Origin of the sequence: Psychromonas arctica DSM 14288 (assembly GCF_000482725.1) — a bacterium.
Lineage (GTDB): Bacteria > Pseudomonadota > Gammaproteobacteria > Enterobacterales > Psychromonadaceae > Psychromonas > Psychromonas arctica.
Window position 1 is genome coordinate 1 of the sequence record NZ_AXWP01000038.1, and the last position, 23,257, is coordinate 23,257.

The following is a 23,257-nucleotide window of genomic DNA, read 5'->3' on the forward strand; positions in this document are numbered from 1 at the left end:
GTTGACCCTTTATGGCCTTTTTGCCCACCAGTTGTATTTGAACTATTATTTTTTGGGGACTTTTCTCTATTAGGGTCACTTGATGGTGGCTTACTACTATTACGACTGTTGAGGCCGAGACGCTGACAAAGCAAATTAACGATAAGCAGTAATAAATCTAACGTTGTGCGCATAGAAGGCGATAATGTTTTATCGGCTTCTATCTGTTGTTTTATCTTTTCGACATTACTCTCAATATCGAGACCACTTACTTTCATTTTGCCTCATCATAGGAATAGGAAGAAAGTAGTTAGAGTAACGACTAAAAAGGATCAATCAAGTTGATCCTTTTTGATCTTCTATAAACTATCAAAAATGTGAATTAGGTGCTGAGTAGTTACCATTTTTTAACATATAAAATTAGAATGACATACCGAACGATATTAAGCCGCTTTATACTTAAATTAATAACTTATAGCGTTTGGATTAGTTTGGCTATTTCACACCACTTGCTCTGTGTAATCAAATCAGTTGGTACCATGCAAGTCCGCTCACATGCAATGACAGGCCCCGGTGTTCAGTGTTCACTAATACTGTTTGATTTAATTCTCGTTTTACACTCAACTTTCATGAGATTAACAAGTAACTTTCAGCCGAATTAGATTTTTAGATGGGGAAGTATTAAAGAGGTTAAAGGCGATAATTTTTATTATCGCCCTCTATAACTAAGTATTTCAACTTAGTATTTTTTAAGTACCTTAATGATTTCTACTTTATCTTCAGCATTGATGATCTTTTCAATATCCTCATCATTTTGGAATAACTCTGAAAGAGCCATAATAGTGAGTAAATGACCATCAGAATCTACTGCCGCTAATGTTATTGAGAAATATACATCGCCATTATCAGTAGATCCTAAATCGACACCTTTTTTAAACACAGTCAGCTGTAATGCAGTTTCATTCACTCCATCTTCAGGGCGTGCATGTGGCATTGCAATCTTAGGTGCTAACACATAATAAGGACCAATTTTTTTATGTGTTGCTTTGATCGCATCAGCATAACTTGGCTTAACTTTACCCCTTGCAATGAGTGTAGAGCAGGTCAAATCGAGTGCATTATCAATACTTAAGTTTTCTTCGTTGGTAATAACAATTCCGTCATTACCAATTAAATCAAATAGACTCATTGTACCATCCATCCAAGAATAAGCCCGACAACACCGAAGTCAAAATCAGCAAACGTTGTAGCTTCTAGGCCTAGTCCACCTAGTACAGGAAGTAATAACATTGGTAAGAATGAAATACATAAACCTTGCGTAAATGACCCTAATACCGCGCCACGTAAACCACCTGTCGCATTTCCATAAACGCCAGCAGCACCACCAACAAAGAAGTGAGGTACAACACCCGCCACGATGATAGTCCAACCAAAAGCACCTTGAATTCCCATCGCAACAAGACCTGCAGCGAAAGAACATAAGAAACCAATAAGCACTGCATTTGGTGCAACTGGAAATACCATAGGGCAATCTAAAGCTGGTTTTGCGCCGGGTACTAACTTATCTGAAATACCTTTAAATGCAGGTACAATTTCAGCAATAAGCATCTTCACACCTTGCAATACTATGTATACACCACCTGCAAAGGTTAAAGATTGAATAAAGGTAAATACAACCCAATTTTGTCCATTTGAAATTTCTTCAACAAAATCACTACCAGCAACGATAGAAGCGAGTAAGAAAAAGGTTCCCATCGTTGTCGCAATCGCAACCGGAGTATCACGTAAGAACATTAAACTCTTTGGTACATTTATCTCTTCCGTTGATTTAGAAGTGTCTCCAAACTTACTGCCGATATAACCAGAAATCACATAGGATAATGTCGAGAAATGCCCAATAGCAAGTTGATCTGTACCCATTACTTTTTCAGTATATTTTTGTCCTATAGCAGGCATGATAACCATCAATGAGCCAACGATAGTGGAGCCTAATGCAACTAATGCAACCCCAGTGATATCTGCTGTAGAAAGGATTACAGCAACCAACATAGACATAAACATGGTGTGATGCCCAGTTAGGAAAATATATTTCAATGGAGTAATACGTGCTAATACAATGTTTACAACAAATGCAAAGAACATAATAAGTGCCATCTCATAACCAAAAGCTTCTTGTGCAATTGCTACAATCGCTTCGTTATTTGGAATTACACCGCTTACGCCAAAAGCTTGAGTGAATATAGTTGAGAAGTTATTTAAAGCCCCAATCAGCGCTCCAGCACCGAACCCAAGGATTAAAAAACCCATTACTGTCTTAATAGTTCCCTTTAAAATCGTAGATGTATCGGCTTTTTGAGCAACTAAACCAATGAAAGCAATAAGACCAACCATTAGTGCTGGTTCTTTTAATAAACCAAGCATAAATTCAAAAAAATTAACCATAATAATGACCTTAATCGTTTAGGATAGTATTTAACTGTTCTTCAATTGAAGCTTTATCGAAAATATTAACTAAGCTGATAATATTTTCCTTGCCCGCTTCTTTTAATTGCGCAGCAACATCTGCAGCGGCAACCCAAATGTCAGCTTTGCTACCAGTAGCAGAAGATAAATCTTCGTGATCAACCATTGCATCAAGGCCTATTTTTTTCACCACATCTTTTACAGCCATTTCCATCATCAATGACGTACCTAAACCATTTCCACACACTACTAGTATTTTTTTCATCTCATTATTCCTTTGTTTGGTGAACTTGAATGCAAGATTGCTTTCCTAATTGATTGGCCGAATCATAGCCGAATGAGAAAAAATCGAACGTGATGGACGTCGCGAAACAAAAGTGATCTTGCGACGCATGTCACATCAATAGATTTTTGTTGTGATGTGGTATTTTAAAAGAATAAAAAGGGAAGGATTAACAGTGATAAAAAAACAGAAAGCCAGGTAAGCTTTAATAAACAAGTAGTTACAAGATGAACAGTGGATTAACTACCGTAATCTGTTAGCATTTTTTTCACTATAGAATTGATTTTTTTATTTCTCTTTGTTAGATCTTTCAATGAGATAGGTTTATTCGGATCAGATTTTATTGCCTCCATTTCATTCAATTTATTTTTCATTTTTTGTACCGCAGGCAACAACATTTGAATTTCTTCATTTTGATCATTCACCATTAACACAATGTTTTCCGACTCAACCTTAGTAATTGTTAACCATCCGTGTTTCAAGGATTTAACTCGCTCACCGACCAAAACTGACTCAGGCGGAATGTCACGATCAGGTACGTTACCATTTCTGAGTTTTGCTGCGCTAATAGCTCGAATGTTACCTGTATTTTCAAAAGCAACAATGACAGTATGACAATTGTAATATTCTACAACACTCACATAACCATGTTTATTGGTCTTAAACTTACTTCCATTAAGCATGTCTAACGGAGCCGCTATTTTTTTCACTACTTGTTCCTTTTTATTCTTTAATAGGAATAAAATAATATAATATAATACTTCTTAATCAATGATAGCTTATAGACATCGTAAAACACCACTCTTCCTTTATTTCAAATGATACAAGCAAAAGGAAAGATACAATAACCGTCCAATAGTTTCGATGACTTTTTACAGAAAAACAGCACGCAGTTATTATCTTAAAGACTTCCAATATTAACCTATCCAAAATGATTTTATTAAGATCATACTTTCAGCAGTTGTAGTCTATAACACCGACTTCACACACTTAAAAAGAAGTAAACAGGACTTATTTTAAGTTTACTTAAAGCCCAGCTTAAAGGGGGTGTCATGAATATTGCTGTGTTGAATGAGGTTGGGCTAGTTACATTTAGTATTTAGGTTAAGGCGGGTTTAATTAGCTTTGAATGTTTAGCTCAGATAAGTTGACTGTGCGATATAAAGCACTGTCTTGCAGGGGCCTAAATAGAAAAAGTATCAACAGCTGTGTTGATACTTTTCAATTTTAAAAAATATGGTGGAAGATTGAGGTTTTATCCTCCAGGCATATTTATTTTAATTTTATCACTGAGAGGGTAATTGGTTTTTCTGCTGTTTTATTTGTCATTGCAGCACTATCAAAGACGGCATCAAAGTTCGTCACTATAATTTCATCTCCTCTGACAATCACTTCAGCAGGGGCATCTAACTCTCCATTAGATCCATCGGTATCACCATTTTGTGCTAATAATTCAAGCTTGCCATTCATATCAATACTGTAGATTGCATTGGCAAATAGGTCTGCAATATAAATTTTATTGGTGCGTTTATCCCATTTCAAGCCATCGGTTGCTATCATGCCGGTAGCAAAAATAGATGTTTTAATCTTCTTATTGTTTTTGTCCATCGTTGTTTTATGAACAGAACCTTCTTCCATGATTGCAGTATAAAGATTACCGTCACCGTCTATCGTTAAACCATTTGCACCAAAATTAAGTAAGCCTGTTGACTCAAAGGTTTCAAATAAATGTGCATCATTGTCTTCATAACTTACAAAAGGTTTAATTTGAATGGGTTTGTCCGCGCTTAGTTCCTGGATATTGAATTTGTAAACACCGCTGATAGTTGTGCCATTTTCAGATTTTAAAACGGTGTCAGAAACAAATAATTCATTACCTTTCCATACCGCGCCATTAGGAAATGTGAAACCAGTGATAACCACATCCGTACTGACCGCTTTGCCATCTTTTACATTGATTCTTATCAACCTTGATTCGCCATTAAACCACAACTGCATATCCGCAACATAAGCATTGCCATCAGGGCCAAAACCTATGCCCATTGGGGCTACCTTATCCGAAGACTTCTCCATATCCTCAGCCTTAAAGGTATACCAAGTCGTTAATTTATTAAGTTTGTCTATTTTCCCAATCGTTGGTAGCGCTGGTTTTTGCATCTCACCGGACTTGATTAATGCGTCATTGTGAAAGTTGGGAGACGTAAAATAGATATTACCTTCCTTATCAAAATCACTACTTGCAGGAGAATTAAATGTTTCCGGTAGGCTTAAGAATAATTCAGATTGTAATTTAGCCGCATAAGCATGATAGGTTGTAAAACCTATCAATAAAGCCGCTGCCATAATAATTTTTTTCATTTTATTTTTTACCTTAGTGAGTGATTGAAGTTTGTGTGGATCAGTATACTGAAACATAAAACTGTTGATAATATGGCTAAATTTAAAATCACTTTATAGTTTATATTGATAATAAGCCCGTTCGGACATTTTTCCGTTTGAAGTAGATCTAGCGGTAAGGTCGATAAAATGAGGAGAAAGTGAAGGGAATAAGTTAGAAGGTAGCAATTGAGGTAATCTCTAAAGGAATATGGAAAATGCTCTAACTAAATAATCGATGGCACTGATCGCTTTAAAGCCTGAAATAAAAAAGCTGCTAATAAAACGAAGCGATTACTCTTTACTAAATGACAGTTTGCTTTAACAGTCCCACAAACTGAAATCCCTCCTCTATAGAAACCATAGACTCAGTGCTCGTTAATTGTTTATTTCATTGTTTTACTGTGAAAGCATCGACGGGGGTATGGTAACTATTGTGAGCTCAAAGACTAAACAGGATTAGCACCTTCATATGCCTGATACCTTTTTACTATCCACACCAAGTCATACTTCATTATTAACGTTTTCTATAAACTGATTCGCTTTTTTCGTTGATTATCATCGTGAAGGAGTACTGTTAAGCTGTGTCACATCATCTAATCACTTAAATGTTAAGCGATAGATAGGAAGCAGATAATAATAGTTTTGCTTCCACCTTTTAATCATCCCTTTACATGTTTAGGGCAAATATAATGATAGCGGAGAAAGTAATGTTTAAAAATTTCGGATGGATAGTTGAAGCAAAATTAAACGCAGGCGAATTGGAAAATTTTAAAGCGGTAATGAATTCTCAAGTAAACAGAGCATTGACTGAGAAAGGTACCCTAAACTATCAATATTACCTCTCTGATGCAGGCGACATTATGGTTTATGAGCGTTTTGCAGATGCGGACTCATCACACGAACATATTGAAAATTGGGATGCTCATGCTGAGCGCTGGCTTGCAGCCGCACCCGCTACACGTATGGTGCATCTGGGCGAGCTACCTGAAGATGTTAGACAGCGTCACGCTGCGCTAGATCCACTTTGGTTAAAACCATTAGGTGGATTTGCAAGAGAAGAAGCTGAAGGCAGCATGCTTAAAAAAGACGGTCAAACTACCTTTGAAAACTTTGGTTGGATAGTTGAAGCAAAACTTAATGAAGGCCAACTGGAAAATTTCAAAGCAGTGATGGATTCTCAGGTTAAAAGAGCATTAACTGAAGAAGGTACGCTGAACTACCAGTACTATATCTCTGATCAAGGTGACATTATGGTTTATGAACGATTTAAAGATCTTGAAGCGTCATTTATTCACATTGAAAACTGGAATGATCACGCAGAAGCTTGGATTGCAGCAGCAACGCCAACACGTATGGTACATCTCGGTGACTTACCTGAAGAACTTAGAAAAAAACATGCCGCGCTTGCGCCTCTTTTATTAAAACCACTAGGTGGATTTGCAAAATAATACTGACAACTAATAGCGATAACACATACCGACAATGAGTAGCGACAACCGACTCAAGTAATAACCTGGTTATGCTCTGTTGATAATAAAGTTTATCTCTTGGTTTCATCACTGTGTGACCATTCCAGTCACGCAGTGTAATTAGTCAGTAAGGAGTCACTATGTTAGGTGAAGATCATTCTCTTATTAATGAATTTCCGAAATACAAAGCTCTTATTTTTCAGCTCTGCAAAAGCGATCAAACCTTTGCTGAAGACTGCAAAGATTACAACACGCATGATAAAGAAATCCGCGAGTTGGAGTTAAATAATGAGCCGATCACTGATCAAGCAATGCATCAGCTGAAGCATGTTAGGGGGATATTGAAAGATTCACTTTATCAACGCCTGATACAAGCAAAAAACAGTGCTTAACTCGCTGAAGCGATTTAATTAATAACAAGCGAAATGTAAAAAATGCAAAAAGCAATGGACAAAACAATGAGTAAAAACGTTATATGGGCTGTTGAAGGTTCAATTAAAGAAGGGCAAGGAACAGCCCTTAATACGGTGATGCACGACATGATTGAAGTCACGTCAAAAGAAGTTGGATCACTCAATTACGAATGGACCTTAGCTGAAGATGGTAGCACCATTCATATCTACGAACGTTATGCAGATGAAGCGGCAGCAAAGGCGCACCTTACAACATGGGGAAAAAATGCGGCACGTTTTATTGCGGCTGTCGATATATCAAGAGTTGTTATTTATAGCTCAGTCAGTGAGGAGCTGAAAGCTTCATTTGCCGGTGCGGTAATGATGACACCAATCGGTGGTTTCGCCAAATAAGCAGCCTATTTTTTACTGACAGTGTCGTCGTGCTTTAGCAAGGATTTAGTAACCGCTCAGCAATGGTTTACTCATTCGTAGAATGGTTTGTCGAAGTTATAGTAGCGGTTTGGCAAAGATGTAGTAGCGCTTTGGCAACCACTTATTTCTATCATGTTAAACTATATCAATATTAGGAAATTGATTTTGTTGAAAATAAAAGGAGTGTTTAAACACTCCTTAATATAGGTTCATTAAACAAATGACTATCAATAACCACCTACCCCCCATTATTCATAATCACGTAATGATAGTCCTTCTTGATCAAATAAATGCAAATCAGACTGCTGTACGTATAAAGACATTTTATCGCCTCTATTCACTTGTTGATCCGAAGGAATGTGTACAATGAAATTATCATTGCTCTGGTAATGCCCAAATAGATAAGTACTATTACCTAAACGCTCCACGTTGTTAGCCAGAAATGATAGCGTCAGTGCATTTGCTTCCGTAGCAGCTAATTGTATATGTTCCGGTCTGATACCCAACTTAACTTGGTCGCCTTTTTGGCAATTGCTGGAATGCGTATTAATTAATACCGACTGCCCGTCAGGTAAAGCGACGCTAACTTGAGAGCCCTTAACATCAAGTAATGTTGCACTAATAAAATTCATTTTAGGGGAGCCTATGAATCCAGCAACAAAATCATTACCAGGGCGGTAATACAGATCCATTGGGCTGCCAGTTTGCTCCACTCTTCCATCTCGTAATATGACAATTCGATCTGCTAGGGTCATGGCTTCAACTTGATCATGGGTAACATAAACCATGGTATTGCCAAGTTGTGAATGTAAGTTAGCGATTTGTAAGCGCATCTCTACACGTAACTCTGCATCTAAATTAGATAATGGTTCGTCAAATAGGAACACTTCCGGGTCACGAACAATCGCTCTACCGATTGCTACACGTTGCCGCTGCCCACCTGATAGCTCTTTTGGTTTACGGTTTAATAAGGGTTCTAGTTGTAAAATATCACTGGCTTTTTTAACTTGTTTTTTAATTTCGCCGCTCTCGATATTAGCCATTTTTAAAGCAAATCCCATATTTTCTTCAACCGTCATATGAGGGTAAAGTGCATAGGATTGAAATACCATGGCCACGCCGCGATCTGCAGGTTCAACATTAGTGACATCTATGTCACCAATAGACAGGGCGCCGCTGGTAATATCATCAAGCCCAGCAATGAGTCTTAATAACGTCGATTTACCACAACCAGAAGGACCTACAAATACAGTAAACTCGCCTTCTTTTATTTCTAAATCAACACCATGGATAATTTCAGTTTCTCCAAAGCGCTTAACAACCTGATGTAATGAAATTGCAGCCATGATTAATTATCCTATTAAGAACGTGCTATTAAAATCGCTTTTCAAGCGAAAAAAAATGTTTGCGAAAACTGTGGAATAAAGAAATTTACGTTATCGCAACTATCCTCACGCAGAAAGGCTTGCGTATATTTAATGTGATCTACAAAAATACAAAACTTAATAAGTATGACTGGGATCTCACTGCTTTTTTTGAGTTATTTGTACGAAAAAATGGAGAGAGACTCACCTCGCAATTTTTAGTTTCTAAACTGAAATCGCTAATAAAAATGTTTATCTTATTAAAGTAATTAATCACGTTTATTAAAATACAGAGAAATAAAGACTTAAAATGTCTTGCGTAAACATAATCGCAACTGAGGATTATATGATAACAATGTGATGGAGCAGATATGTTGCAGCAATCAACAGCTAAAACTAAGGGAATTCAACGACCAAATCAGTCACCAAAGCCACAACGTATAATATCCAAACGCTTTGTGCCCTGGATTTTCATGGCGCCTGCCTTATTATTATTTAGCCTATATGTTCTCTACCCTATCGCTAGTAGCTTTATGCTTAGTTTTTATAGCTGGGATGGCCTTGGGGATAAAACCTGGATTGGTTTCGATAATTATATTCAACTATTTGATTCAGAATCGTTTTGGACGGCATTAAAGAATAATGTGTTATGGATGATTCTGTTTATGCTGGCGCCGCCAATTGGATTAGCAATCGCACTGTTTTTGAATCAAGAAGTCGCCGGTATCCGCTTAGTTAAAGCGCTCTTTTTCTTCCCATTTGTTATTTCCCAAGTCGTTATCGGGTTAGTCTTTTCTTGGTTTTATGACCCCCATTTAGGACTGCTGAATACCATTTTAGATGTATTTGGCTTTCAAACCATCGCATTATTATCTAGCGAAGAATATGTTACCTACGGCATCATTGTCGCCGGTTTATGGCCACAAATAGCCTATTGTATGATTTTATATCTCACTGGGCTAAATAGTCTCAACCCCGATCAAATTGAAGCCGCTCGCTTGGACCGTGCAAAAGGTTGGAAAATGTTGCGCTACATAATTTTACCACAACTATCGCCTGCAACATTTATTGCCGTCGTCGTAACCGTGATAGGTGCACTACGGTCCTTTGACTTAGTGGCAACCATGACAGCCGGAGGGCCATGGGGAAGCTCAACCGTACTCGCTTACATGATGTATGAAGAATCTATATTCAATTATCGCATGGGTTACGGCGCGGCTGTTGCCGTTGTGTTGTTTTTGATTATGGCTGTCTATATTGCTTATTTCTTAGTTAATATGTTGAGGAGTGAAAGATAATGTATCCAACACCGATAAAACATGCATCACCTTTAACTAACATTCTTTATCGTATTTCACTGCCGATAACTATTTTATTATGGTTAATGCCCTTAGCCGCTGTGATGATGACCTCGATACGATCTATTCAGGATATTAACCAAGGTAATTACTGGGGTTGGCCAACCAGCTTTAACTTCATTGAAAACTATAATATGGTTTTTCAATCAACGGAAATGGGACAATATTTACTTAATTCAATAATTATTACCCTACCCGCGGTAATGGGTGCCGTTGCCCTTTCTACCTTAGCGGGATTTGCTTTAGCTAAGTATAAATTTAAAGCTAATATTTGGATGCTCGCTATTTTTATTGGCGGTAACTTTGTGCCTTTTCAAATTTTAATGATCCCAGTACGAGACCTCACCATCTCTTTAGGTTTGTATGATACTCACATGGGATTAATTATGTTTCACATCGCTTTTCAAACCGGATTTTGCACCCTCTTTATGCGTAACTTTATCGTCGGTTTACCCAATGAATTATTAGAGTCTGCACGGGTTGATGGCGTTAGTGAGTTTAAAATATTTTGGTATATTGTTTTACCCTTAGTACGCCCTGCACTTGCAGCACTTTCTGTACTTATTTTTACTTTTATTTGGAATGATTACTTTTGGGCATTGGTATTGGTACAAAGTGATACCGTGCGCCCTGTGACGGCTGGCCTAAGTTCATTACAAGGCCAATGGTTAGCGTCTTGGAATCTCATTTCAGCGGGTGCAGTCGTGGCCGCATTACCACCTGTAACACTCTTTTTTGCCATGCAGCGTCACTTCATTGCAGGGTTAACACTCGGTGCAACAAAAGGATAATAGCGATCTTATAGATCAAGTTTAAATAACCATTGGCGACAAGATGCTGCCATTACTTACAAGGAAAAAATATGAAAAAGTTCAATACAATATTGGCTGCTAGTGCGCTTTCCGTGACGCTATCATCCATGTCCTATGCTGGTAACTTAGTGATCAATTCAGATGCTTCAGATCCAGCACCAAAAGCGGCATTTAAGGAAATAATTACCGCCTTTGAAAATGAAAATCCAGATATTAAAGTCATCTATAACCTTTATGATCATGAAGGTTATAAAACCACTATTCGTAATTGGTTAGTTACATCGCCACCAGATGTTGTATTTTGGTATGCGGGTAATCGCATGAAAGCATTTGTCGACAAAGGTTTGTTTGAAGACGTCTCTGATGTTTGGAACGCTAATGATATGCACCAAGATTTTGCCAGCTCTAAACCAGCAATGACCATAGATGGCAAACAATGGGGTGTACCATATACCTATTATCAATGGGGTATTTATTACCGTAAAGATATCTTTGATAAATATGGCATTGCTGAACCTAAAACATGGGATGAATTTCTCGCTGCAAGTGCCACCTTGAAAAAAAATGACATTGCCCCCGTCGCCATTGGTACTAAATACCTTTGGACCACCGCCGGTTGGTTTGATTACATTAATTTACGAGTGAATGGTTTAGATTTTCATATGGATCTGATGGATGGAAAAATCCCTTACACAGACGAACGAGTGAAAAAAACTTTTAGCACATGGAAGCAAATGGTTGAGCCAGGTTACTACTTGAAAAATCATGCGACTTACTCTTGGCAAGAGGCACAGCCGTTTTTATACCGCGGCGAAGCGGCCATGTATTTAATCGGTAACTTCATTACTCCTAACTTCCCAGCAGAGCTAGAGGGCAAAATGGCCTTTATGCAATTCCCTGTGATCAATCCAGAAGTTGGTATTGCTGAAGATGCACCAATGGATACTTTGCATATCCCATCGAAAGCAATAAACAAAAAAGATGCGCGTGCTTTCCTCGCCTTTATGGCAAGACCTGAAAACCAAACCTTAGTCAACAAAGCGCTATTGCAAATCCCACCGAATAAAAAAGCAAAAGCGGTTGATAATCCTTTCCTAAATAAAGGGGTTACCATGCTAAATAACGCGGATGGAACCGCGCAGTTCTTTGACCGAGATACCGATCCGGGTATGGCTAAAGAAGCCATGAAAGGTTTCCAAGAGTTTATGGTAAAACCAGAGCGACTTGATAGCATTCTTAAACGTTTAGAAAAAGTGCGTGAACGTACCTTCAAAAAATAGATAGCTCGGAGTAGACAACTAAAGAGCAGATCGCTGAAAAGTAATCATACACATGGTTCTAAGAAGGAGCTGTTAATAACAGCTTCTTTTTTTTGTGTGAATATCAATATAAGGCTAGCTAATCACCAAATGATTACGCTAACGACATTCGGAAAGAATTACTCTTACTTATTGGCTCATTTCATATAGTGTTTCAAGGGTAACGTGTCGATCTCGATACATGTGCGCGATTTGTGCCAGCAGCAACTCAGCCGTGCCAACGGAATCAATCAAAGCATTATGAGCGGTATATTGAGGCAGGTTATAGCGTTTTCTGACTGCTGAAAGTCGATTATCTTGGGATATTGTGTTGCCTCCCGTTTTTGCAGTTTTCCACTCTTCTATTTTCATGGTATCAATCCACATCAAAGGTAACTCAGGGATCCCTAAGAATTTTTGCGCATGAAAATCCAGAAAGTTTTTCTCAATGACCTTACCATGCACCACTAATATTTTATCTTTACTGTCATTGAGTAATTTATTAATTGCCTCCTCAAGCGGGATGCCATTATTCTGGATCATTTGCGGGACGATTTGATTGATAACCGCTGTTTCATGATTGATCTGTTGGCTGTTACTAATGTAAAAATGCTGTTTCCGCTCAAGATCTATCTGCATATTGACAATTTCGACCCACCCCATACTAATAATATCGTTGCTATTCGACTCAAACCCTGTGGTTTCAAAATCAACAACAAGAAAAGGCAGCGCCTTAAAAAGTGTATTTTTATCAACTAAGGGCTGGCTTAAGTTCAATTCAACCTCATAAGGCAGAGTTGATTTCAAACACTCAGCCCGTTTAATGGTTAGCTCATCCCAACGGTTCGTTTTTTTAAACAGGCTAAACATTAACTGAATCTCATTTTTGTATATTGTTGCCAATCATCAATGAGGCGAAAAGCATCTTTGATATGTTTACGTTCAAAACTTCCAAAATAATCAGGATTGATCTGACTGCTAGGTACTTCGCCCTTATTGATCATGTCCACTTGATAAGAAAACCTAAAGTTCTTAAGAAAGTTATACGCACTAAGAATATTTTTTAAAGTTGCATCATCCATCAGCCCAGCTTTGTTCACTGCCATTAACCTATCAGTGGTATTACAGGCATCGGACTTAGCGGATAACGCGTAAATTCTCGCTAAATCGACGATAATATTAATACCATAACGTTTGATATTAAGTGTCTTTTCATTATGTTCATTTTTGCTTAACACCAGATTATGGAAGATCCCTAAAGGTGCACGGTTTTCTACTGCATCACGTATTAATTTGCTCAAAAAAATACGGCTAGAAAGCATTTCTTTAAATTCATTTACTAGCGTTGTTCTGTATTGGTTATTCCCATATATAACCCTAGTATCAAGAAATACACTGAGGTTCAAAAGACATTCGTATTCTGGATTGCGGATCCACTTTTTAAAATATGCTTGCCAGACAGATAAAGGTTGGCACCACTTCGCCGTTACCGCCATAAACTTACCGGGACAAAGCTCATAACCACACAGGTCGAGCCCCTTAGTGACGACCATAGCAAGGTGACGAAAATACACTTTATCTTTTGTTGTCGCCTCATTCGATAAAATAATCGCACTGTCCTGATCCGACAAAATATGTGCTTCTTTACGCGCATGTGAGCCTGATACTACCCAAGAAAACTCACAGGGCACAGGGCCAAGTCGGTCAATGGCAATATCAATTAAACGCTGATTCACAGCATCCATGATCGTACTCAAAATAGTAGTTATTAAATCTGCAGGTACTTTATCATTAACTAATGCTTGAAAGATGCGGTCACGTTCAGGCATATGCTCTGCCAATTTATTTTCACTCGTTGATTTTTTTATTTTATTAATCAGATAAATAGCTTCAATACGTTGATTTTGAAAAAGTTGATTTAAAGATAGCAAACCAAGTACTTTACCCTGTTCGACAATCGGCAAATTTTGAATATTGTTTTCCATCATGCAGATAGCGGCATCAAAAACACTGGCCTTTGGAGAAATAGTGCATGGTAGTGTACTCATAACCTCACTGACGGGTGATTGTGTATTTTTCTCTTCCGCAATCACTCGGCCAATAAGATCCGTACAGGTCACAATACCAACTAACTGATTGTTCGCCTTTACAATTAAACAAGAGGCATCGTTATCTCGCATCACTTTAGCTGCTTGCGCAATTGAATCGTCGCTATTCACCTGCACAAATTGTTCACTGGCGACTTGTTCGACGCGATTAAAAAAAGAGTTCTGACTACTATCAGACCAAGTTGACTCAAGTGCAGAATCAATACGGTCTTCAGGTTTGGCAGTAAAATGTTGTGCATATTCAGGATATTGAGATTGAATATAATAAATAGTTTTGGCTGGCACTAAATAAAGTAAGGTATTGTCGATTGCTTCTATTTGATAGCGCGCTTCTGAGTTAGAAAATAAGCTAAAACCAAATACATCATCCTCTTCCAGCCGCCCTCTTAGACTGCCATCAACGCATCGTTGTTCAATAGCGCCCGTTTTGACAATAAATAAATAGTTATCTTGCTCCGATGAAGGCGGTGGGATCACCTCTCCTTTGGCAAGATAAACGATCTTAATTGTCGCACTTACTTTTTGCAGTAATGCCTCTGGTAAGCGACTAAATGGATCGATATTAGCAATGAACGATTCGATATTTGGAATAAGTGCTTCTGACATAATAAAACCGCTAAAAAATGAACAATATAGTCATATTTATAGCACACAATGGAAACGCTTACACAGACGTTTTCATACAAAGAGAGCCTGTAACTCGCCTAATTCAATCTTTTATCCTTACTTCGATGTGCAATAAAATTATTTAAATCGCATTATAATCAACAAAATAGAAGAATATTAGCGTTAAAAAATGAGTTGTTCGCCTGCAATCGGCCCATAAAAAACGCTTTGCAAAGAAAATGTAAACGTTTACATTACGTGCGTTAGATCACTTCTTTTCAACATTTTAATTGTTATTATTTATCTTAATTGAATAGCTATAGGAGCAGTTTGTCATGAAAGTTCTCGTTACTGGTGGTATGGGGTATATAGGCAGTCACACCTGTGTACAAATGTTACAAGCTGGCCTAGAGCCTATTATTGTTGATAATCTTTGCAACAGTAAATTGGCCGTGTTGGATCGTATTGAAGCACTGACAAAAGTGCGCCCAATATTTTATCAAGGTGACGTTCGCGACCAAGCATTTCTAGATAAAGTCTTTAGTGAACATGATATTCAATCTGTTATTCATTTCGCCGGCCTCAAAGCGGTGGGAGAATCAGTAGCGAAGCCTTTGGAATACTATGATAACAATGTTAATGGCTCCTTAGTACTAGCACGCGCAATGCGCACTGCAGGTGTAAAAAGTATTGTTTTTAGCTCTTCTGCAACGGTTTATGGCGACCCAACAAGCGTACCTATCACAGAAGACTCTCCCGTTGGCGCAACCACCAACCCCTATGGCCGTAGTAAATATATAGTGGAATGTTGCTTCTCTGATTTTTATGACTCTCAGCCGGATTGGAGCATTACATTACTGCGTTATTTCAATCCTGTTGGCGCACATCCTTCTGGCTCTATGGGAGAAGATCCACAGGGGACCCCTAATAATCTAATGCCATTTATTGCGCAAGTTGCCGTTGGCCGTCGCGATAAATTGTCTGTCTTTGGTGATGATTACCCAACGCCTGATGGTACCGGTGTACGTGATTATATTCACGTTATGGATCTTGCTGATGGCCATATCGCTGCATTAAATACGGTCGGTCAAAAATCTGGATTACATATTTATAACCTAGGCACAGGTAATGGTTCTAGCGTCATTGAAATGGTTAATGCCTTCAGTGAAGCCTCTGGTAAAGAGATCGCCTATGAAATTTGTCCACGCCGTCCGGGTGATATCGCAGAGTGTTGGGCAAGTACCAGTAAAGCTGAACAAGATTTAGGGTGGAAAGCCAGCCGTAGCATTATGGAAATGACCGCAGATACGTGGAATTGGCAGTCAAAAAATCCTCAAGGCTATTAATAATTATCCCAAATGTTAGGTGCTGAGTAAGCAATGCCTGACATGATAAACAGGAAACAGAATAACTATGTCTGATATTAAATTTAATCCAATTGATCACCCACATCGCCGTTATAACCCATTAACGGGACAATGGATCCTAGTCTCTCCACATCGTGCTAAACGCCCGTGGAGTGGTCAAGATGAGAAACCTTCAAACGTACAATTACCAAGCTACGATAAAGACTGTTTTTTATGTGCTAATAACACACGTATTTCTGGTGACAAAAATCCAGATTATAAAGGTACTTATGTTTTTGCTAACGACTTTGCGGCATTAATGACGGATTCGCCAGAAGCACCAGAATCTGAAAATCCGCTCTTTAAAACCCAAGGTGTACGTGGTTTAAGTCGTGTGATCTGTTTTTCTCCTGACCACAGTAAAACACTACCTGAGCTACCAGTGAATAAAATCCGTGCTGTTATTAATACTTGGAATGAGCAAATTGAAGAATTAGGTAAAGATTACGTTTGGGTACAAGCTTTTGAAAACAAAGGCGAGACAATGGGTTGTTCACAACCACATCCACACGGTCAAATTTGGGCGAATAGCTTCCTTCCTAATGAAATTGAACGCAAAGAAAAGCACCTGAAAGAATATTACGACCAACAGGGTTCAAACCTATTACTTGATTATGTTCAAGCTGAAATGAAAGATGGTGAACGTACTGTTGTTGAAACTGAGCACTGGATTGCCGTTGTGCCGTATTGGGCTGCATGGCCATTTGAAACCATGCTATTACCAAAAACAGCGATTCGTCGTATGAGTGAACTGTCTAATGAGCAACGCGACGACCTTGCTGTTGCTATGAAGAAATTAACCAGTCGGTATGACAACCTATTCCAGTGTTCTTTCCCTTACTCGATGGGCTGGCACTACGCGCCCTTCTTTGATGCTGGCACTAATATTGACCATTGGCAATTACATGCCATTTTTTATCCTCCGCTACTACGCTCTGCTTCAATCCGTAAATTTATGGTGGGCTACGAAATGTTGGCTGAATCTCAACGTGATCTGACTGCAGAGCAAGCGGCTCAGAAGTTACGTGATGTGAGTGATGTTCACTACAAAGAACAACAATAAGGACGGAGATTGACAGCATGCCAAGTAAACAATTAAAACAACGTGCAGCAAATGCATTCCAAGATGTATGTGGTTATTCTGCAACAACCTTTGTACAAGCACCCGGCCGCGTCAACCTGATCGGTGAGCATACCGATTACAATGACGGTTTTGTTATGCCCTGCGCCATTGATTATCAAGCGGTTATTGCCTGCGCTAAACGCGACGATGGTGTGATCCGTTTGATCTCTGTGGATTATGACCATGTGCAAGATTCATTTGTTGTTAACCAAGAAATAAAGCCCACAGAAGATAAGTTATGGGCTAATTACATGCGTGGTGTCATTCATTTCTTAAAAGAAAAGGGCTATTCGCTTGGCGGCGCAGATATTGCTATTACTGGTAATGTTCCACTCGGCTCTGGATTAAGTTCTTCAGCGGCACTTGAAGTGGTTACAGGTCAGGCAATGAAAGTACTCTACGAGCTAGATGTTACACAGTCTGATTTAGCACTTATTGGGCAAGCATCTGAGCATAATTTTGCAGGTTGTAAATGCGGCATCATGGATCAGATGATTTCTGCCTGTGGCGAAAAAAGCCATGCGCTATTACTTGATTGTCGTAGCTTAGAAAGCAAAGCCGTACACATACCTGAAAGTGTCAGCATTATGATTGTTAATTCGCATGTCACCCATAGCTTGGTTGATGGTGCCTATAACGCACTGCGTGAACAGTGTGAAGAAGCTTCTCGTTTGCTTGGTAAAGTGGCATTGCGAGATGCAACGTTAGCAGAGTTAGATGCATCAAGTATTGAAAAAGGCTCAGATGTTTATAAACGTGCACATCATGTTATTTCTGAAAATGAACGTACTGTAGCCTGTGCTGATGCGTTGATTGCAGGTGATTTACAAAAAGTCGGTGAATATATGTATGCTTCGCATGCTTCTATGCGCGATGACTTTGAAATTACGGTGCCAGAGATTGACTATATTGTTGAAGTATTAGCTGAAGCATTAGGTAACAAAGGTGGTGCTCGCATGACCGGCGGTGGTTTTGGTGGATGTTGTGTTGCCTTGATGCCAACAGAAATGGTGCCTCAAGTTCAGGCTGCTATTGAAGCTAAGTATCAAGCAAAAACAGGCATTAAAGAATCTATTTATATTTGCACACCACAAAATGGTGCAGGCGTTATTTAATACGAAAGGTAATCATCATGTCGAATACACTTTTTAAAACCATGACTGAAGAAGTCGCTTTTGATGGTCAACCTGCAAAATTAGTTAAATTGCAGAATAAAAATGGCCTATCGGTTATTTTTATGGACATCGGTGCAACTTGGCTGAGTTGTGAAGTCCCCATCGCCGATCAGCAGCGAGAGGTTTTATTAGGTGTATCTACAATGGCTGATTTTAAAAAACAGGGCATCTATTTAGGTGCGACAGTGGGTCGTTTTGCCAATCGTATTGCAGATGGACAATTTAGTATTAATGGTTATCCCTACCAATTATCAATCAATCAAGATGGCAATACACTACATGGTGGGATTGATGGTTTCGATAAACGTCGTTGGGAAATAGAACAGCAGACGCAGGGGTTAGTGCGCTTTGCTCTTGTCTCAGAGGATGGTGACCAAGGTTTTCCAGGGCAATTACAGGTATCAGTATGCTATCAATTAAGCGATGATAATCAGGTTATTATCAGTTATCACGCAAGCACTGACAAACCCACGCCAATTAACCTAACTAACCATGCTTATTTTAACCTTTCCGGTGCTGAGTCGGATGCGGACTGCAGAAATCATACACTGCAAATCGATGCTGACCATTACCTGCCTACTAATAAAGTCGGCATTCCACTTGATGGACCCGATTCTGTAGAGAAGAACAGTTTTGATTTTCGTCAGCCTAAAGCCATTACAAATGATTTCCTGACCGAGCCACAACAGCAATTAGCAAAAGGTTATGACCATGCTTTTGTGCTTAACAGTCCTTGCCAACAAGGTGCCCGTGCGGCATTGCTGAGTAGTGCAGATAATGATCTGGCACTAGAGGTGTTTACCAATAAACCTGCGCTACAACTTTACACAGGGAATTGGTTAGCGGGCACCCCTAATCGCAGTGGTGGAGAGTATCAAGACTATGCAGGCATAGCCTTAGAAACAGAGTTTTTACCCGATGCGGTTAACCACCCTGAATGGCAGCCTAGCGCTATTTTACAAGTGGGACAAGAATACCATTATCAAACCACCTATCGATTTATTACTTGAGTTCAAGCAAACAACAAAATGCACCATGAGCAGTAATTTTTCTGCTCACTGCGCTCGATTATATTCACTCTACATCATGTTTGCTAACCGACAAACGCTTCACCAATGTCGGTGAAAAAATACGAGTTTCGGGAGCATATTGTTCTTTTTTAGCAAGTTTAAGTGCCAGTTGTGTCGCTTGTTTAGCCATAATCTCAATGGGATAGTTAATAGTTGTTAATTTAGGGTGAACATAACGAGAAATTAAGCTGTTATCAAAACCTATTAACGATATTTTTTCAGGTACCGCAATATTATTTTCTTCCAGAGCACTGAGTACGCCAGCAGCCATAAAATCGTTGTAAGTTAACACCGCACTAATTGGGATATTTTTAGATAATAATTCGATCATTGCAGATTTACCGCCTTGATCGTTGCTATCTGCAGCAGCAATATATTGCATTGGTGAAGGTAAATTATGGTCCTTCAAAGCCTTTAGATAACCTGCTTGACGTTCCGAAGCATCATCAATTTGATGATTAGAGTTAATATAAGCAATATGCTTATGGCCATTATTAATCAGAAATTCCGTCGCCATATAGGTACCTTGAAAATTGTCAAAGGCAATACAACGCTCTGCAATTTCAGGAATATATCGATTAATCAAGACTAAACCTGGTACTTCTTTGGCAAAGCCAATCAGCTCTTCTGCACTTAATGCTTTAGCATGAATAATAAGTGACTCTCGACAGCTATTAATCAACAGCTCAATCGCTTCGCGTTCACTATCGGCGTCATGGTAACCATTGCCAATTAACAGATGTTTATGATTTTCTCGTGCAACTTGATCAACCGCTTTAATTAAAGTGCCAAAAAAGGGATCTGAAATATCACTCACCAACACGCCAATAGTATTTGAGTTTTGGCTAACCAAAGCGCGTGCGTTGGCGTTAGGACGATAACCTAATTTTTTCATAGCACACTGCACCGCGCTTATTGATGATTTCCCTGCTTTAGGGGAATTATTTATCACCCTTGATACCGTCGCAATGGATACGCCAGCTTCTCTCGCTACATCTTTAATGGTTGCCATTTGATTCTCTTAAAAGAAGTTTATTTAGTTTCATTAGTGTAATCATTATAACGTTATCGATGCTCAAAATCAGAAGATGTTAACGTTTCCAATTTTTTAATTAAAAAGCACAAAAATTAACAGACTCTAATCACATTAACAGATTTTATGTTATGGAGGACTTATCATTCACTTACAAACTAAATACAAAAGCTCAGTGTGTGTTTTCAAAAACAATTGGTTACAAAAAATCTATTGCCCTATATCACATATATCAACTTAAAGGCTGACAAAGCGCTTAAAAAGTGACAATCTAAATCAATGTTTTCGCAAACAACTCAACTTTTAAAATATTCTTTATGCACCGGAGATAAAATGAGCGACATTATTCACCTAACAAGCAAAAGCTGTAGCCTAATAATCAAGGTTGATCGTACTCCTGAGGTGTTACATTGGGGCGCAAAAATAAGTCAGATTGACCCTGATATTATGTTATCTACTGAGCGCCCTATTTCTCAAGCTCGCCTTGACGTCGATGTGCCTTTGTCTTTATGTCCAGAGCTTGGGCGCGGACACTTTAATGCACCAGGTATCGAAGGACATCGCAATAGCCATGATTGGGCACCGGTTTTTGAAGTCATCGAGCAAGTGCTCACAGAGCAATCTGTTACATTCACACTACAAGACAATGTCGCCAAACTACAATTAGATATTGAACTGAAGCTTGATTTTGAAAGTGATGTTGTGCAAAAACGCGTAACCGTCACTAATGTTGGTGAAGGTAAATACCATCTCACCAAGCTTTCTTCTACGTTACCAGTGCCAAACCATGCTAATGAATTAATGACTTTCTATGGTCGCTGGACACGAGAATTCCAAACACATCGTCAATCATTTTCGCACGGTGGTTTCATGCAAGAAAACCGTCGCGGCAGAACCTCTCACGAAAACTTCCCTGGTTTATTTGTGGGCACGGATCACTTTACTGAACAAAATGGACAGGTTTGGGGTTTTCACTTAGGTTGGAGCGGTAATCACCAACTACGTGCTGATGTTAAAAGTGATGGTCGTCGTTTTGTACAAGCAGGTGAATTACTACTGGCGGGTGAAACCGTTCTTGAACAATCACAAAGCTATACAACACCTTGGTTATACGCAACTTACAGTGCCAACGGTTTAAATGGTATTTCTGAACATTTCCACCACTTTGTACGCAACAACATTTTAAGACTCCCCGTTGATAAACCACGTCCAGTGCATCTTAATACGTGGGAAGGTATCTACTTCGAGCATGATCCTGAATACATAATGAAAATGGCAACTGAAGCGGCAGTAATGGGTGTTGAACGCTTTATTATTGATGATGGCTGGTTTATTGGTCGCGATGATGATCGCACGTCGTTAGGTGATTGGTACCTAGATAAGAATAAATATCCAAATGGTTTAGAACCTGTTATCGAACACGTTAATAATCAAGGCATGGAGTTTGGTCTGTGGGTTGAACCAGAGATGATTAGCCAAGACTCAAATCTTTACCGCGAACACCCTGATTGGGTTTTAGAGCTGAAGGGTTATCATCAACCATCAGGTCGTTGGCAGTATCTGCTGGATCTACAAAATCCAGATTGTTTTAACTATTTATTTGATCGCCTCAATGATCTACTCACTACCTACAATATCTCATACTTAAAATGGGATATGAACCGTGAGTTAGTTCAACCAGGTCACGAAGGAAAACCGGCAGTAAATGGTCAAACCAAAGCATTATATGCATTATTAGATAAATTATTAGCAGCACATAGTGAAGTAGAAATTGAATCTTGTTCATCGGGTGGCGGTCGAATTGACTTTGAAATTCTTAAGCGTACCCATCGTTTTTGGGCATCCGACTGTAACGATGCATTAGAGCGTCAGGCAATCCAACGTGGTATGAGTTATTTCTTTCCGCCAGAAGTAATGGGGTCACATATTGGGCCTGAAGAATGTCATTCAACTAATCGTCGTCACCATATCAATATGCGTGGTATTACCGCACTGGGTGGCCATATGGGTGTTGAATTAGATCCAGTGAAAGTACCTGAAGATGAAAGACAAGCATTCGCTAAATACATCGCATTACATAAACAATACCGTGAATTATTGCACAGTGGTCGCAGTTTCCGTTTAGATACACCCGATAAGCGCCAAAACATCTATGGTGTACAAAATGATCAAGAAATGTTGCTGACTGTTTGTCAGCTAACCATGCCTGATTATGCACTGCCATCACCGCTACTGATTAGCTGTATTGATACAGATGCACAATACCAAGTGCAGATAGTTGAGATGCCAGAGACTAGTTTCCAGCTGATGAAGCAACGCCCGCAATGGTTAGATAAAACATTAACCTTAAGTGGTGAAAATATTAAAGAAATTGGGCTAACATTACCGATCCTTGATCCTGAATCTGCACTGATACTTTCTTTGAAAAAAATCTAACCCCTCTATATAACGGCCCACTATATCAATAGTGAGTCGTTATAAATTCAAACAATGACTTCAAATTG

Annotated in this window: 21 protein-coding genes; 11 read left to right on the plus strand and 10 right to left on the minus strand. The window is 38.9% G+C overall.

Features of this window, described 5'->3' with window-relative positions; all coding sequences use genetic code 11:
* The 6 genes from H592_RS21630 to H592_RS0106245 all read right to left on the minus strand — a co-directional run.
* Positions 1-257 (minus strand): DUF6444 domain-containing protein (locus tag H592_RS21630; RefSeq protein ID WP_037071130.1); only part of this gene is annotated, 257 nt, incomplete at its 3' end.
* A gap of 461 nt (positions 258-718) precedes the next feature.
* Entirely contained in the window at positions 719-1,168 is a 450-nt protein-coding gene (locus tag H592_RS0106225; protein WP_028868006.1) for a PTS sugar transporter subunit IIA, read from the minus strand.
* Positions 1,165-2,421: a PTS ascorbate transporter subunit IIC gene (locus H592_RS0106230; protein ID WP_028868007.1), complete on the minus strand. Its 1,257-nt coding sequence runs from the start codon at positions 2,419-2,421 to the stop codon at positions 1,165-1,167. The genes H592_RS0106225 and H592_RS0106230 overlap by 4 nt, the downstream gene beginning before the upstream one ends.
* A gap of 10 nt (positions 2,422-2,431) precedes the next feature.
* Positions 2,432-2,707 carry a PTS sugar transporter subunit IIB gene (locus tag H592_RS0106235; protein WP_028868008.1) on the minus strand — a complete coding sequence of 92 codons (276 nt, stop codon included), beginning with the start codon at positions 2,705-2,707 and terminating at the stop codon, positions 2,432-2,434.
* Between the two features lie 257 nt (positions 2,708-2,964).
* Entirely contained in the window at positions 2,965-3,435 is a 471-nt protein-coding gene (locus H592_RS0106240; protein WP_028868009.1) for a hypothetical protein, read from the minus strand.
* 562 nt (positions 3,436-3,997) lie between these two features.
* Positions 3,998-5,083, minus strand: coding sequence for an NHL repeat-containing protein (locus H592_RS0106245; protein ID WP_028868010.1), 1,086 nt, complete (start codon positions 5,081-5,083; stop codon positions 3,998-4,000).
* A gap of 728 nt (positions 5,084-5,811) precedes the next feature.
* On the opposite strand from H592_RS0106245, the gene H592_RS0106250 reads away from it, so the two are divergent.
* The 3 genes from H592_RS0106250 to H592_RS0106260 all read left to right on the plus strand — a co-directional run bounded on the left by H592_RS0106250 (position 5,812) and on the right by H592_RS0106260 (position 7,379).
* A complete protein-coding gene (locus H592_RS0106250; RefSeq protein ID WP_028868011.1) occupies positions 5,812-6,552 on the plus strand; it encodes a putative quinol monooxygenase in 741 nt (246 codons plus the stop codon).
* Between the two features lie 161 nt (positions 6,553-6,713).
* Entirely contained in the window at positions 6,714-6,965 is a 252-nt protein-coding gene (locus tag H592_RS0106255) for an HP1242/YdcH family protein (RefSeq protein ID WP_028868012.1), read from the plus strand.
* 66 nt (positions 6,966-7,031) lie between these two features.
* Positions 7,032-7,379 (plus strand): putative quinol monooxygenase, encoded by a 348-nt coding sequence (locus tag H592_RS0106260; protein WP_028868013.1) that lies wholly within the window; start codon positions 7,032-7,034, stop codon positions 7,377-7,379.
* 269 nt (positions 7,380-7,648) lie between these two features.
* Here the strand turns inward: H592_RS0106260 and H592_RS0106265 are convergent, their stop codons facing one another.
* On the minus strand, positions 7,649-8,746 hold the full coding sequence (locus H592_RS0106265; RefSeq protein WP_028868014.1) for an ABC transporter ATP-binding protein: 1,098 nt from the start codon (positions 8,744-8,746) through the stop codon (positions 7,649-7,651).
* A gap of 389 nt (positions 8,747-9,135) precedes the next feature.
* Between H592_RS0106265 and H592_RS0106270 the strand changes: the two genes are divergently transcribed.
* From H592_RS0106270 to H592_RS0106280, 3 genes are all read left to right on the plus strand, one after another.
* Complete coding sequence (locus H592_RS0106270; protein WP_084296216.1) at positions 9,136-10,062, plus strand: carbohydrate ABC transporter permease; 927 nt, start codon at positions 9,136-9,138, stop codon at positions 10,060-10,062.
* A complete protein-coding gene (locus H592_RS0106275; protein WP_028868016.1) occupies positions 10,062-10,913 on the plus strand; it encodes a carbohydrate ABC transporter permease in 852 nt (283 codons plus the stop codon). Before H592_RS0106270 ends, H592_RS0106275 begins: the two co-directional genes overlap by 1 nt.
* A gap of 71 nt (positions 10,914-10,984) precedes the next feature.
* Positions 10,985-12,214, plus strand: a complete 1,230-nt coding sequence (locus H592_RS0106280; RefSeq protein WP_028868017.1) for an ABC transporter substrate-binding protein — start codon at positions 10,985-10,987, stop codon at positions 12,212-12,214.
* 168 nt (positions 12,215-12,382) lie between these two features.
* Here the strand turns inward: H592_RS0106280 and H592_RS0106285 are convergent, their stop codons facing one another.
* Together H592_RS0106285 and H592_RS0106290 are read right to left on the minus strand one after the other, a co-directional pair.
* The gene (locus tag H592_RS0106285) at positions 12,383-13,102 is read right to left on the minus strand and encodes an exonuclease domain-containing protein (protein ID WP_037071132.1); all 720 of its coding nucleotides are present in this window, start codon (positions 13,100-13,102) and stop codon (positions 12,383-12,385) included.
* On the minus strand, positions 13,102-14,946 hold the full coding sequence (locus H592_RS0106290) for a DUF294 nucleotidyltransferase-like domain-containing protein (protein ID WP_028868019.1): 1,845 nt from the start codon (positions 14,944-14,946) through the stop codon (positions 13,102-13,104). Before H592_RS0106290 ends, H592_RS0106285 begins: the two co-directional genes overlap by 1 nt.
* 335 nt (positions 14,947-15,281) lie before the next feature.
* On the opposite strand from H592_RS0106290, the gene galE reads away from it, so the two are divergent.
* The 4 genes from galE (at position 15,282) to galM (ending at position 19,660) form a co-directional block, all read left to right on the plus strand.
* Positions 15,282-16,292 carry a UDP-glucose 4-epimerase GalE gene (gene galE / locus H592_RS0106295; protein ID WP_028868020.1) on the plus strand — a complete coding sequence of 337 codons (1,011 nt, stop codon included), beginning with the start codon at positions 15,282-15,284 and terminating at the stop codon, positions 16,290-16,292.
* Positions 16,293-16,359: 67 nt separating this feature from the next.
* A complete protein-coding gene (locus H592_RS0106300; protein WP_028868021.1) occupies positions 16,360-17,415 on the plus strand; it encodes a UDP-glucose--hexose-1-phosphate uridylyltransferase in 1,056 nt (351 codons plus the stop codon).
* A 17-nt stretch (positions 17,416-17,432) separates the two neighbouring features.
* Positions 17,433-18,590 carry a galactokinase gene (galK, locus tag H592_RS0106305; protein WP_028868022.1) on the plus strand — a complete coding sequence of 386 codons (1,158 nt, stop codon included), beginning with the start codon at positions 17,433-17,435 and terminating at the stop codon, positions 18,588-18,590.
* A gap of 17 nt (positions 18,591-18,607) precedes the next feature.
* On the plus strand, positions 18,608-19,660 hold the full coding sequence (galM, locus tag H592_RS0106310) for a galactose-1-epimerase (protein WP_028868023.1): 1,053 nt from the start codon (positions 18,608-18,610) through the stop codon (positions 19,658-19,660).
* Positions 19,661-19,724: 64 nt separating this feature from the next.
* On the opposite strand, the gene H592_RS0106315 is transcribed toward galM, so the two are convergent.
* A complete protein-coding gene (locus H592_RS0106315) occupies positions 19,725-20,732 on the minus strand; it encodes a substrate-binding domain-containing protein (RefSeq protein WP_028868024.1) in 1,008 nt (335 codons plus the stop codon).
* Positions 20,733-21,086: 354 nt separating this feature from the next.
* On the opposite strand from H592_RS0106315, the gene H592_RS0106320 reads away from it, so the two are divergent.
* Positions 21,087-23,189: an alpha-galactosidase gene (locus tag H592_RS0106320; protein ID WP_028868025.1), complete on the plus strand. Its 2,103-nt coding sequence runs from the start codon at positions 21,087-21,089 to the stop codon at positions 23,187-23,189.
* Positions 23,190-23,257 lie beyond the last annotated feature (68 nt).